Below are 11851 nucleotides of genomic sequence, written 5' to 3' on the forward strand. Positions count from 1 at the left end.
GATCGGCGGGCGAAGGGCTGTTCACCGCTGCTGTCAGTGTGGCCCGCAGACGCGTCAACGGTGCACAGGGGAGCGCTGTCGTCCGCTTCCCCGCACCGTGGCCGGGTCGGCGGGGGTGCAGGACAGGTGGCCGCTGAGCAGCGCGACATCCTGGGCGTAGAGATCGCGGATCGAAGCGATCAGGGACGGACACAGGGCCCTGCGCGCTTCATCCGCCAGACCCCGCTCCGAGGCGTTGACGTTCACCGGGCTGACTTCCGTGACGAAACCCTTCTCCTGAAGCCATGAATCCAGGCGGCTCAGGTGACTGACCTCATCAACGATCAGGTGACCGGATTCGTCGTGCAACCACCAGCTCTGGGGCCTGAAGATGAAATCAATCCGATGCGGACTCTGCTGAAACAGCCAGTCCTCACAGAAGGTCCGAAAATCCTTCAGGGCCCAGCGGGGTGGCCTGTGCAGCGGGAACTGGGACACCAGCTCGGTGCCGCCACGGAGGGAGAAGCAGTAGGCCGAAATCAGCCGCTCGACAGGGCAGCGAACAAAGGCGACGGATGTCCGGGCGGCATAGTCGGCAGCGCCCAGAAGCTGGCGTCGGATGAAGTCGGCATAGAGATGGCCGAGGGGCCTGCCGTGAATCAGGGTGGAGGCATAGGTGCCTCCGCACCTGGGGACGTGCACAAAGATGTACCTGGACTTCAGATAGTCGAGGCGAGACTTCAGGCCTGTCCGGGTGAAACGCAGCCGATCGAGAGTGGAGTAGCGCTTCGCCATGGCCGCCCAACGTTATCCCTCGGTTAAGACCTGGTTAAGCCGTCCGTCCCGGCCCCTGCCGTACCAACGGACACGGTTGCAAAAATGAGAATGGTGATCAGCCGGAGCGACTCTCCCGTCCCCGCCCTCCCCCCGTCCTTCTTCGCCCGTCCCGCCGAGGTGGTGGCCCCGGAGCTGATCGGCTGTCTGCTGGTGCGGCGCCAGGCGTCGGGCGCCCTGCTCTGGGGCGTGATTGTCGAAACCGAGGCCTACTGCCAGAGCGAGCCGGCCTGCCACGGCCACCGCCGCCGCTCGGCCAGCAACGACACCCTCTTCGGCGAGCCCGGCCGCTTCTACGTGTACCTGACCTACGGCGTGCACCACTGCGTCAACGTGGTCACCGGCCGGTCTGACTGGGCCAGCGGGGTGCTGCTGCGGGCGGCGGCCCTGCCGGGGGCCCCGGAGCGGGATGCGGCCGGCCCCGGGCTGCTGGCCCGCTGCTTCGCCATCGACCGCCGTCAGGACGGCCTGATCGCCACGCCGGCCTCGGGTCTGTGGCTGGCCCCGCGGCCGCCCGGGCTGGCGGCGCTGCTGGACGGGCCGGGGCTGCAGGGGGAAGCGCCGTTGCTGCAGACCCAGCGCATCGGCGTCTCCCAGGGGCAGGAACTGCCCTGGCGCTGGTACCTGCGCGCCAGCCGCAGCGTCAGCCGGCGGGCCCGCGGTGATCGCAGGCCCCGACACGATGGGCTCGCCGACCTGCTGGCCTCTACGGTTGGGTCGTTCGACGGGAGCAGAACGCCTTGAGCGGCTGGAGTCACCGCCACGTGCTGGACCTGGCGTCCTTCTCGGTCGACGACTTCGCCACCGTTCTCGAACTGGCCCAGCGCTTCCGGGCCCTGCCGGTGGCCGGGGCGCGCCGCTTGCCCGCCCTCCAGGGCCGGCTGATGACCAGCCTCTTCTTCGAGCCCAGCACCCGGACGCGCAGCAGCTTCGAGCTGGCCGCCAAACGGCTCTCGGCGGAGGTGCAGAGCTTCTCGCCGTCGTCGAGCTCCCTCAGCAAGGGGGAGAGCCTGCTCGACACCGCCCGCACCTACGTGGCGATGGGGGCCAACATCCTGGTGGTGCGTCACCGCTGCGCCGGTGTGCCCCACAGCCTGGCCCGCGACCTCGACCGCTGCGGCGAGCGCGTGTCGGTGCTCAGCGCCGGTGATGGCCTGCACAGCCACCCCAGCCAGGGCCTGCTCGACCTGTTCACCCTGGCGCGCCACTTCGAACCCGAGGCCCCCTCCCCCGCCAGCCTGCGGGGCCGCCGCATCGTCATCGTCGGCGACGTGCTCCATTCCCGGGTGGCCCGCTCCAACCTCTGGGCCCTCACCGCCTGCGGCGCCGACGTGGTGCTCTGCGGGCCGGCCACCCTGCTGCCCGATTGCTTCGCCGACTTCGTTCTGGCCCCGCCGCCGGGCCAGGGGGCCGATCCGGTGGCCGCCCGGGGCCGGGTGCGGGTCGAGCGGCGCCTGGAGGAGGCCCTGCCCGGGGCCGACGCCGTCATGACCCTGCGCCTGCAGAAGGAGCGGATGCAGCAGCACCTGCTCACCAGCCTGGACACCTACCACCGCCAGTACGGGCTCAGCCACCGGCGCCTGGCCCTCTGCGGCGACGCCGTGCCGGTGCTGCACCCCGGCCCGGTGAACCGGGGGGTGGAGATCGCCGGCGAGCTGCTCGACGATCCCGGCCGCAGCCTGGTGGAGGAGCAGGTCCGCAACGGCATTCCGATCCGGATGGCCCTGCTTTATCTGCTGGCCGCCGTCTGAGCCCTCAGAGCAGCTTGAAGCCATCCAGCAGCAGGCCGTAGAGCAGGCCCATGCGTGCCATGTCCAGCACCTGGAGCCGCAGCTTCAGCGGCTGGGCCAGCAGCCTGCGCCGCAGCCGGGCCGCCACCTCGATGGCCAGCACGCACACCAGGGCGCCGAGGGGATCGAACAGGGACAGGGCGCCGGTGATCGAGCCGACGCTGCCGCCGATCACGAACCCGCCCAGCAGCACGATCAGCAGCAGCGAAAGGCGGCGCCAAGGGTTCTGCGCCCAGGCCTCAAGCAGGTTGCCGGACTGGGTGATCCGTTGCTGGAATCGGGTCTGCTGGAAGCGGGGAGGCAACGGTGCGAACCTGCCGCTGGGTGGAAAGGGGAGCAGGGGGCTCAGCACCCGAGGGTGGAAAGCCGCTGGCGGTGATCCCCATCACCCGGCCCAATCCCTGCGATCTCTTGTCTACACCATCTCTGGCGTCTTGACAGCATTTTCCCCCCACCGATAGGGGATGCCAATAAAAAAGCCCGAGGCCGAGGCCCGGGCGGGGTGATGGGGACGACACCAGCAAACCAATCTCCAGCGGGTCGGGCAAGGGGGGGCAGCCGCTGACCGGAGCGTCCCTGCGGGGGCTTGACGGGTGGCGTGGTCGTTCTCAGACGTCCCGATTCAGCCGTCCCCGTCCTTCTTGCGTGAGCCCTTGCCTTCCAGCAGTTCCAGCAGGGCCTCCATCTGGGCCATCACACCCCGCACCTCACCGGCCTCCGGCAGCAGGCCGTCCTCCATGACTCCCTGGTGCATCTCCCGCAGCTCCTGACGGATGTAGCGCAGATGACTGACAACCTGTTCGCGCTTGGACTGCGACATTGAGCGGGCCCCTGATCAACCCCCTCTTTTACCCCATCGCCGATTCACTTCCGCCCGAAACGCTCCTTGGCCTGCTGGTAGAAGGCGAGATCCACACCCTCCAGGCCGGCCTCGCGGGCCAGGGATTCGATCCGCCGCCGGATGATCGGCCGCACCACGAACGGGATCTCCTTCAGGCTGGTTTCCGCGTCGCTGCTCCAGTTCATCGGCAGGGGATCGGGACGGGTCGGTGCTGGGCCGGGGGCCGCTGGGACACCCCGCAGGACGTCGGCAGGCCCGGGCGGGGAGAATGGTGGATGGAGAATAGGGGACTCGAACCCCTGACCTCTGCGGTGCGATCGCAGCGCTCTACCAGCTGAGCTAATTCCCCTTCGATCGCCATTATCACCATCCCGTCCCCCTTCCCGGTCGCCCCCTTGGTTGATTCCAGCCTGTCCATCACCCCCGAGCAGCTCGCGGCCTTCGACGACGCCTCCATTGCCGAGCTCGCCCGGCGTCTCGAGGAGGACGACTACCCCACGCCGTTCGCGGGCCTGGCCGACTGGCACCTGCTGCGGGCCCTGGCGATCCACCGCCCGGACCTGATCCGGCCCTATGTCCATCTGGTGGATCAGGAACCCTTCGATGAGGAGTGAGGCGGACGCCGGGGAGCGTCGGGAGGATCTGACGGCTGGCCCCGATGGCCCCGCCGGCACCCACGACCCCGCCGGCCCCGCCGGCCCCGCCGACCCCCTCGCCGGTCGGCGGGTGCTGGTGCTGATCAGCGGCAGCATCGCCGCCGTCAAGCTGCCCCAGCTCGTCAGCGCCCTGGTGCAGCGCGGGGCCCTGGTGCGCTGCGTGCTCAGCCCCGGCGCCGAGCGGCTGGTGAGCGCGGTGGCCCTGGCCAGCCTCAGCCGCGCCCCCTGCCACATCGAGGCTGACCAGTGGAGCCATCAGGAATCCAGGCCCCTGCACATCGCCCTGGCCGAGTGGGCCGAGGTGGTGCTGTTGGCCCCCCTCAGCGCCACCAGCCTGGCCCGCTGGGTGCACGGGATGGCCGACACCCTGCTGGCCAGCACCCTGATCGCCTGCGAGGCCCCCGTGGTGGCCGCCCCGGCCATGAACAGCGCCATGTGGGCCGCCCCGCCGGTGCGCCGCAACTGGCGGGAGCTGCAGGGCTGGGAGGGGGTGCTGCCCCTGGATCCCGGCAGCGGCCTGCTGGCCTGCGACCGGGTGGGTGATGGGCGCATGGCCGACCCGGAGCTGCTGCTGCTGGCGCTGGAGTCGGTGCTGGTGGCCGGCTGCCGCCGCGACTGGCGGGGACGCCGCCTGCTGGTGAGTGCCGGTCCCACCCGGGAGGCCCTCGACCCGGCCCGCTGCCTCACCAACCCCAGCACCGGACGCATGGGCGTGCTGCTGGCCCAGGCCGCCCGCCTGCGCGGCGCCACGGTCGATCTGGTGCATGGCCCGCTGGCGGTCGATCCGGCCTGGCTGGAGGGCCTCCACTGCCACCCCGTCGTCACCGCGGCTGCGATGGAAGCGGCGCTGCTGCGGCTTCAGGACGGTGCCGATGCCATCGCCATGGCCGCCGCCGTGGCCGACCACCGCCGCCGCAGCCCGGAGGGCCACAAGCTTCCCAAGGAGGCGCTGGAGGCCTCCCTCACCGCTGGCTGGGAGCCGGTGCCCGACCTGCTGGCGGCCCTGGTGCGGCGCCGGCCTCCGGCCCAGGCGATCCTGGGGTTCGCCGCCCAGAGCGGTGAGGTGCTCCAGGAGGCCCGGGCCAAGTTCGCCCGCAAGGGCTGCGATCTGCTGTTCGCCAACCCCATCGACCGGGACGGAGCTGGATTCGGGGCGGTCGGCAACGAAGGCTGGTTGCTCGGTCCAGGCGAGCGGGAAAGCCAGGTGGGTCCCACCGGCAAGCTGGCCCTGGCCCACCGGCTGCTCTCGGCGCTCGCGGCAGCGGCGGCGCTCAGGGCTCTGGATCGGGCGCCAGCAGATCCATGAACGTGCGCAGCTGCAGCCGGGGGATGTAGGGCCAGCCGCCGCTGCCTTCCATCTCGGAGAGCAGGGTGAACAGGCCGTTGCGGTCGCTGGGGAGGCTGCTGCGGAAGGGGCCGTCCTGGATGGTGCGGTGCAGGTGCTCGATGCGGCGCAGCAGATCCAGAAGGGCCTCGGGCTGGTCGGCGCGCTGCTCGGCGATCCTCAGCAGGGTGTCGAGGGCCCGCTGGAGTTCGGGGTCGGCGGCTGGGTCGAAGGCTGGCTCGGTCGCGGGGGCGGACGTCGGAGGGGCCGGAGCCGTCGCGGCGGGTCCCGGAGACGGCGGCGCGAAGGGCGTGGAGTCGTCGATCGGGTGGGTGCGGCTCAGGGACATCTCCCTCTCATACAGGTTGTTGAGAGCCCACGCAAGCCACCTGGAATGGGCGTTTTGCACCGGTAGGATCCCGGCCAGCCCAGTTCCCGTTCCGTCTCTGCGGCTTCTCCCCATGCGTTTCCGTCCCCTGCTGGCCCTCGTGCTGGCTCTGTGCCTGACCCTGGTGTCCGCATGCAGCGGCGGGGCCAAGGCCGTTGATCGGGCCAATCTCACCTACGAAGACATCCACAACACCGGTCTGGCGAACGACTGCCCGACCCTGCCCGATTCCGCACGCGGCACCATCACCCTGGATCCCTCCGCGACCTACCAGCTGAAGGAGATCTGCATGCACCCCTCCGAGGTCTTCGTGAAGGGGGAGCCCGCCAACAAGCGCCAGGAGGCCCAGTTCGTCGCCGGCAAGATCCTCACCCGCTACACCTCCAGCCTGGATCAGGTCTACGGCGACCTCAAGGTCAGCGGTGACAAGCTCAGCTTCAAGGAGCTGGGTGGCATCGACTTCCAGCCGATCACCGTGCTGATGCCCGGTGGTGAGGAAGTGCCCTTCATGTTCTCCAGCAAGGAGCTCAAGGCCTCTTCCGCCGGCACCGCCTTCTCCACCAGCACCGACCTCAAGGGCGAGTACCGCGCCCCCAGCTACCGCACCAGCAACTTCCTGGATCCCAAGGGCCGGGGCCTGACCACCGGCTACAGCAGCGCCGTGGGTCTGGTGCCCGCCGGTGATGAGTTCGCCGGGGAAACCGTCAAGCGCTATGTGGATGGCTCCGGCACCATGGACCTCTCGATCACCAAGGTCGATCCCAGCACCGGCGAGTTCGCCGGGGTGTTCACCGCCATCCAGCCCTCTGACACCGACATGGGCACCAAGGCCGTCGTCGACGTCAAGATCACCGGCGAGCTCTACGGCCGTCTCGAGCAGGTCTGAGGCCCGGGCCGGGTTTCGCCCCAGGCCCCCCTCACCACAACCGGTTGATCCCAGGGGCCCACGGGCCCCTTTTTCATGGCCGCCCTTTTTCAGGGCCGAAGGTTGGTCTGGGAGGATGGGCCTATTCCCTGTGCAGCCCCGGCCCGTCGCCATGACGCTCGCCAACACCGCCGCCCGTTCCGATCTGATCGCCCCCCATGGCGGCAGCCTCGTCGACCTGATGGTGCCGCCCGACCACCAGGAGGGTGTGCGTGCCTCGGTGGACAAGGCGCTGGAGTGCAGTCACCGCAACGCCTGCGACGTGGAGCTGCTGATCGTGGGCGGCTTCTCGCCCCTGCGCGGCTTCATGCACCAGGAGGACTACGAGGCTGTGGTGGCGGGCCACCGCACCACCAGCGGTCTGCTGTTCGGCCTGCCGATCATCTTCGACACCGACGACGCCTCCGTCGCCGTGGGCCAGCGGCTGCTGCTCACCTACCAGGGCCAGGACCTGGCCGTGCTCACCGTGGAGAGCCGCTGGGAGCCCGACAAGGTGCTCGAGGCCAAGGGGTGCTACGGCACCACCTCCCTGGAACATCCGGCGGTGCGCATGATCGCCACCGAACGGGGCCGCTACTACCTGGGCGGGCGCCTCCAGGGTCTGGCCCTGCCGCAGCGCGTCTTTCCCTGCAGCACCCCGGTGGAGGTGCGCGCCACCCTGCCCGCGGGCCAGGACGTGGTGGCCTTCCAGTGCCGCAACCCCATCCACCGGGCCCACTACGAACTGTTCACCCGCGCCCTCGAGGCCCCCAACGTGAGCAAGGGCGGGGTGGTGCTGGTGCACCCCACCTGCGGTCCCACCCAGGAGGACGACATCGCCGGAGAGGTGCGCTTCGCCACCTATGAGCGCCTGGCCGCCGAGGTGGACAACCCCCGCATCCGCTGGGCCTACCTGCCCTACGCCATGCACATGGCCGGCCCCCGGGAGGCCTTGCAGCACATGATCATCCGCAAGAACTACGGCTGCACCCACTTCATCATTGGCCGCGACATGGCGGGCTGCAAATCGTCCCTCACCGGCGAGGATTTCTACGGCCCCTACGAGGCCCAGGACTTCGCCCGTGACCAGGCCACCGAGCTCGGCATGGAGACGGTGCCGTCCCTCAACCTCGTTTACACCGAGGAGGAGGGCTACGTCACCGCCGAGCACGCCCAGGCCCGGGGGCTGCACATCCGCAAGCTGAGCGGCACCCAGTTCCGCCAGATGCTGCGCGGCGGTGAGGAGATCCCGGAATGGTTCGCCTTCCGTAGCGTGGTGGAGGTGCTCAGGGCCGCGGCCTGAGCCCCGTCCGACCCCGGACGCCGATTAACATTCTGTTACTTTCACTCTCACACAGGAGACAGGGTCGTGAAGAAACGCTGGCGCAACGCGGGGCTCTACGTGCTCCTGGTGATCGTGATGATCGCCGTGGGCACCGCCTTCCTGGAGCGTCCTGACCCGGCCCGGGCCCCCCGCACCCTGCGCTACAGCGACTTCGTCGAGGCCGTCCAGGCCAACGAGATCTCCCGGGTGCTGATCTCCCCCGACCGCGGCACCGCCCAGGTGGTGGAAAACGACGGCCAGCGCGCCGTGGTGAACCTCGCCCCCGACAAGGACCTGCTCAAGCTGCTCACCGACCACAACGTCGACATCGCCGTGCAGCCCAACCGGGAGCCGGCGGCCTGGCAGCAGGCGATCGGCAGCCTGATCTTCCCGCTGCTGCTGCTCGGTGGCCTGTTCTTCCTGCTGCGGCGCGCCCAGGGCGGCGGCGGCAACCCGGCCATGAACTTCGGCAAGAGCAAGGCCCGGGTCCAGATGGAACCCCAGACCCAGGTCACCTTCGGTGACGTGGCCGGCATCGAGGGCGCCAAGCTCGAGCTCACCGAGGTGGTCGACTTCCTCAAGAACCCCGATCGCTTCACCGCCGTCGGCGCCAAGATCCCCAAAGGCGTGCTGCTGGTGGGCCCTCCGGGCACCGGCAAGACCCTGCTGGCCAAGGCCGTGGCCGGTGAGGCCGGTGTGCCGTTCTTCTCGATCTCCGGTTCGGAGTTCGTCGAGATGTTCGTGGGCGTTGGCGCCAGCCGGGTGCGCGACCTGTTCGAGCAGGCCAAGAAGAACGCCCCCTGCATCGTCTTCATCGATGAGATCGACGCCGTGGGCCGCCAGCGCGGCGCCGGCCTCGGCGGTGGCAACGACGAGCGGGAGCAGACCCTCAACCAGCTGCTCACCGAGATGGACGGCTTCGAGGGCAACACCGGCATCATCATCGTGGCCGCCACCAACCGCCCCGACGTGCTCGATTCGGCCCTGATGCGGCCGGGCCGCTTCGACCGTCAGGTGGTGGTCGACCGCCCCGATTACGCCGGTCGTCTCCAGATCCTGGGTGTCCACGCCCGCGGCAAGACCCTCGCCAAGGACGTCGACCTCGACAAGGTGGCCCGCCGCACCCCCGGCTTCACCGGTGCCGACCTTGCCAACCTGCTCAACGAAGCGGCCATCCTCGCCGCCCGGCGCCAGCTGACCGAGGTGTCGATGGATGAGGTCAACGACGCCATCGAGCGCGTCATGGCCGGCCCGGAGAAGAAGGACCGGGTGATGAGCGAGCGCCGCAAGCGCCTGGTGGCCTACCACGAGTCTGGCCACGCCCTGGTGGGCGCCCTGATGCCCGATTACGACCCCGTCCAGAAGATCAGCATCATTCCCCGCGGCCAGGCCGGCGGCCTCACCTTCTTCACCCCCAGTGAGGAGCGCATGGAGTCGGGCCTCTACTCCCGCTCCTACCTGCAGAACCAGATGGCCGTCGCCCTCGGTGGCCGGGTTGCCGAGGAGATCGTCTACGGCGAGGACGAAGTCACCACCGGGGCCTCCAACGACCTGCAGCAGGTGGCCCGTGTCGCCCGCCAGATGGTCACCCGCTTCGGCATGAGCGACCGCCTCGGCCCGGTGGCCCTGGGCCGGGCCCAGGGGGGCATGTTCCTCGGCCGCGACATCGCCGCCGAACGGGACTTCTCCGAGGACACCGCCGCCGCCATCGACGAGGAGGTCTCCCAGCTGGTGGCCGACGCCTACCGCCGCGCCACCGAGGTGCTGCTCGCCAACCGGGCCGTCCTCGATGAGCTGGCCGAGCTCCTGGTCGAGAAGGAGACGGTGGATGCCGAGGAGCTCCAGGAGCTGCTCATCTCCCGCGATGTGACGGTGGCTGCCTACGTCTAGGCCCCCCTGCGAGTCCCTGATCCAGTCCCTGCACCACCAGCCCCTGCTGGTGGTGCTTCGCGCTGAGCAGCCAGCGCTGCTGGCCCCCCAGCTGGGCCAGCTGGCCGACCTGGGGGTGCGCCATGTGGAGATCGCCTGGGGGCCCTCGGCGGGCTGGATCCCGGAATGTCGGCGCCTGATCGCGGCGTTCCCCGATCTGCTTCTGGGGGCGGCCTCCATCTGCACCCCAGCGGCCCTGGCGGCGTCCCTGGAGGCGGGTTTCTCCTACGGCGTCTCCCCCGTCCTGGACGCGGAGCTGCTGGAGACGGCGGCGAAGGCCCGCTTCGCCCTGGTGCCCGGGGTGATGACAGCCACGGAGGTGAACCGGGCCCGGTCCCTGGGCTGCCCGATCGTCAAGCTGTTCCCCGCCGCCAGCGTCGGCATCGGCCACTGGCGGCGCCTGCGGGATCCCCTCGGCCCACCGCTCCCCTTCTGCATTGCCGCCGGCGGTCTGCAGCCGGGCGATGTGCGTCCCTGGCTGGAGGCCGGGGTCAATGCCGTCGCCCTGGGTTCGTCCCTGGTCGCCCAGGGGCCGGAGCCGCTGCGCCTTGTGCTGGAGGCACTGCAGCAGCGGCCCTGAGCCGGCGGATCACCAGAGGCTGCACTGACCCTGCTGGCGCAGCAGGTGATCGGCCAGCACCAGGGCCACCATCGCCTCCACCATCGGCACGGCCCGGGGCAGCACGCAGGGGTCATGGCGTCCCTTCGCCGCCAGGGTGGTGGCGGCGCCGGTGGCATCGATGGTCTGCTGCTCCTTGCGGATCGTGGCCGTGGGTTTGAAGGCCACCCGCAGCTGGATCTCCTCCCCGTTGCTGATGCCCCCCTGGATGCCCCCCGAGTTGTTGGTGGCGGTCCGCAGGCGGCCGTCGTCGCTGGGCAGGAAGGCGTCGTTGTGTTCGCTGCCGCGCAGCAGGGTGCCGCCGAAGCCGGAGCCGATCTCGAACCCCTTGGTGGCCGGCAGCGACATCACCGCCTTGGCCAGATCCGCCTCCAGCTTGTCGAACACCGGCATGCCCAGACCCACCGGCGGCCGCCGCACCAGGCATTCGATCACCCCGCCGCAGGAATCCCCTTCCCGCCCGATCGCCTCGATGCGCTCGATCATCCGCTCAGCGGTTCCGGCGTCGGGGCAGCGCACGATGTTGGCCTCCACCGCCTCCAGGCTCACGCTGGCGGGATCGATCGTGGCCTCGATGGTGTGAATCCGGCGCACCCAGGCGATCACCTCGGTGCCGTGGGTGCGGGCCAGCAGCTGCTTGGCCACCGCACCGGCGGCCACCCGGCCGATTGTTTCCCGGGCTGAGGCGCGGCCACCGCCGCTGCGGGCCTGGATGCCGTACTTGGCCTGGTAGGTGGCGTCGGCATGGGAGGGCCGGAAGGCCACCTGCATCTCCTGATAGTCCCCGGGGCGCTGGTCCTTGTTGCGGACCACCATGGCGATCGGCGTCCCGAGCGTGACCCCATCGAGCAGGCCGCTGAGGATCTCGACCCGGTCCTCCTCCTTGCGGGGGGTGGTGATGCGGCTCTGGCCGGGCCGGCGCCGGTCGAGATCGGCCTGGATCTGCTCCAGGTCCAGCGGCAGCCTGGGGGGACAGCCATCGATGATCACCCCGACGCCACCGCCGTGGGATTCGCCGAACGTGCTGATCCTGAAGAGATCACCGAAACTGCTGCCCATCACACCGCCCTGACCAACCGGGTTTCCCGAAGCAGGGAGCCTACCCAGCCGGAACCCGACGCCATGAAAAAACCCCCTGCTCGCGCAGGGGGTTGGAAGGTTCCAGAGAATCTGGAGGGGCTGGATCAGCCGATCGCCGGGGCGGTCAGGGCCACGGGGGTGGCGCTGGCAGCGGCCAGGTCGAGGGGGAAGTTGTGAGCGTTG

Annotated in this window: 14 protein-coding genes and 1 tRNA gene; 8 read left to right on the plus strand and 7 right to left on the minus strand. The window is 70.0% G+C overall.

Features of this window, described 5'->3' with window-relative positions:
- Positions 1-54 precede the first annotated feature (54 nt).
- Entirely contained in the window at positions 55-774 is a 720-nt protein-coding gene (locus tag KUG38_RS08625) for a hypothetical protein (protein ID WP_216920666.1), read from the minus strand.
- Positions 775-864: 90 nt separating this feature from the next.
- Here KUG38_RS08625 and KUG38_RS08630 point away from each other — a divergent pair, with 90 nt between their 5' ends.
- Positions 865-1557, plus strand: coding sequence for a DNA-3-methyladenine glycosylase (locus tag KUG38_RS08630; RefSeq protein WP_216920668.1), 693 nt, complete (start codon positions 865-867; stop codon positions 1555-1557).
- Complete coding sequence (locus KUG38_RS08635) at positions 1554-2564, plus strand: aspartate carbamoyltransferase catalytic subunit (RefSeq protein ID WP_106220770.1); 1011 nt, start codon at positions 1554-1556, stop codon at positions 2562-2564. The genes KUG38_RS08630 and KUG38_RS08635 overlap by 4 nt, the downstream gene beginning before the upstream one ends.
- A 4-nt stretch (positions 2565-2568) precedes the next feature.
- On the opposite strand, the gene KUG38_RS08640 is transcribed toward KUG38_RS08635, so the two are convergent.
- The 4 genes from KUG38_RS08640 to KUG38_RS08655 form a co-directional block, all read right to left on the minus strand.
- Positions 2569-2907: a DUF565 domain-containing protein gene (locus KUG38_RS08640; protein ID WP_286195793.1), complete on the minus strand. Its 339-nt coding sequence runs from the start codon at positions 2905-2907 to the stop codon at positions 2569-2571.
- A 318-nt stretch (positions 2908-3225) separates the two neighbouring features.
- Positions 3226-3423, minus strand: coding sequence for a DUF8635 family protein (locus tag KUG38_RS08645; RefSeq protein ID WP_015109473.1), 198 nt, complete (start codon positions 3421-3423; stop codon positions 3226-3228).
- 44 nt (positions 3424-3467) lie between these two features.
- Positions 3468-3629, minus strand: coding sequence for a PCP reductase family protein (locus KUG38_RS08650; protein WP_094585821.1), 162 nt, complete (start codon positions 3627-3629; stop codon positions 3468-3470).
- A 91-nt stretch (positions 3630-3720) separates the two neighbouring features.
- Positions 3721-3793, minus strand: a tRNA-Ala gene (locus KUG38_RS08655).
- Positions 3794-3839: 46 nt separating this feature from the next.
- On the opposite strand from KUG38_RS08655, the gene isiD reads away from it, so the two are divergent.
- Together isiD and coaBC are read left to right on the plus strand one after the other, a co-directional pair.
- Positions 3840-4058 (plus strand): protein IsiD, encoded by a 219-nt coding sequence (gene isiD, locus KUG38_RS08660; RefSeq protein ID WP_190611442.1) that lies wholly within the window; start codon positions 3840-3842, stop codon positions 4056-4058.
- On the plus strand, positions 4048-5406 hold the full coding sequence (coaBC, locus tag KUG38_RS08670) for a bifunctional phosphopantothenoylcysteine decarboxylase/phosphopantothenate--cysteine ligase CoaBC (protein ID WP_286195794.1): 1359 nt from the start codon (positions 4048-4050) through the stop codon (positions 5404-5406). The genes isiD and coaBC overlap by 11 nt, the downstream gene beginning before the upstream one ends.
- Here the strand turns inward: coaBC and KUG38_RS17265 are convergent.
- A complete protein-coding gene (locus tag KUG38_RS17265) occupies positions 5372-5611 on the minus strand; it encodes a hypothetical protein (RefSeq protein WP_286195818.1) in 240 nt (79 codons plus the stop codon). The genes coaBC and KUG38_RS17265 overlap by 35 nt on opposite strands.
- Before the next feature lie 274 nt (positions 5612-5885).
- Here KUG38_RS17265 and psbO point away from each other — a divergent pair, with 274 nt between their 5' ends.
- The 4 genes from psbO (at position 5886) to KUG38_RS08695 (ending at position 10549) form a co-directional block, all read left to right on the plus strand.
- Positions 5886-6698 carry a photosystem II manganese-stabilizing polypeptide gene (psbO, locus tag KUG38_RS08680; protein ID WP_216920673.1) on the plus strand — a complete coding sequence of 271 codons (813 nt, stop codon included), beginning with the start codon at positions 5886-5888 and terminating at the stop codon, positions 6696-6698.
- Positions 6699-6849: 151 nt separating this feature from the next.
- Positions 6850-8019: a sulfate adenylyltransferase gene (gene sat, locus KUG38_RS08685; RefSeq protein ID WP_216920702.1), complete on the plus strand. Its 1170-nt coding sequence runs from the start codon at positions 6850-6852 to the stop codon at positions 8017-8019.
- Between the two features lie 66 nt (positions 8020-8085).
- Complete coding sequence (ftsH3, locus tag KUG38_RS08690; protein ID WP_190611446.1) at positions 8086-9930, plus strand: ATP-dependent zinc metalloprotease FtsH3; 1845 nt, start codon at positions 8086-8088, stop codon at positions 9928-9930.
- Positions 9931-9979: 49 nt separating this feature from the next.
- The gene (locus KUG38_RS08695) at positions 9980-10549 is read left to right on the plus strand and encodes a bifunctional 4-hydroxy-2-oxoglutarate aldolase/2-dehydro-3-deoxy-phosphogluconate aldolase (RefSeq protein WP_502988691.1); all 570 of its coding nucleotides are present in this window, start codon (positions 9980-9982) and stop codon (positions 10547-10549) included.
- Positions 10550-10558: 9 nt separating this feature from the next.
- Here KUG38_RS08695 and aroC read toward each other — a convergent pair whose 3' ends face one another.
- On the minus strand, positions 10559-11647 hold the full coding sequence (gene aroC / locus KUG38_RS08700) for a chorismate synthase (RefSeq protein WP_216920675.1): 1089 nt from the start codon (positions 11645-11647) through the stop codon (positions 10559-10561).
- Positions 11648-11851 lie beyond the last annotated feature (204 nt).

It is taken from the genome of Synechococcus sp. CCAP 1479/9 (assembly GCF_019038535.1).
Classification (GTDB): Bacteria; Cyanobacteriota; Cyanobacteriia; order PCC-6307; family Cyanobiaceae; genus Cyanobium.

Coding starts and splice junctions, on each gene's coding strand:
- KUG38_RS08630 (WP_216920668.1), top strand. CDS start 865: ATGGTGATCAGCCGGAGCGACTCTCCCGTCCCCGCCCTCCCCCCGTCC.
- KUG38_RS08650 (WP_094585821.1), bottom strand. CDS start 3,629: ATGAACTGGAGCAGCGACGCGGAAACCAGCCTGAAGGAGATCCCGTTC.
- coaBC (WP_286195794.1), top strand. CDS start 4,048: ATGAGGAGTGAGGCGGACGCCGGGGAGCGTCGGGAGGATCTGACGGCT.
- sat (WP_216920702.1), top strand. CDS start 6,850: ATGACGCTCGCCAACACCGCCGCCCGTTCCGATCTGATCGCCCCCCAT.
- psbO (WP_216920673.1), top strand. CDS start 5,886: ATGCGTTTCCGTCCCCTGCTGGCCCTCGTGCTGGCTCTGTGCCTGACC.
- KUG38_RS08625 (WP_216920666.1), bottom strand. CDS start 774: ATGGCGAAGCGCTACTCCACTCTCGATCGGCTGCGTTTCACCCGGACA.
- KUG38_RS08645 (WP_015109473.1), bottom strand. CDS start 3,423: ATGTCGCAGTCCAAGCGCGAACAGGTTGTCAGTCATCTGCGCTACATC.
- aroC (WP_216920675.1), bottom strand. CDS start 11,647: ATGGGCAGCAGTTTCGGTGATCTCTTCAGGATCAGCACGTTCGGCGAA.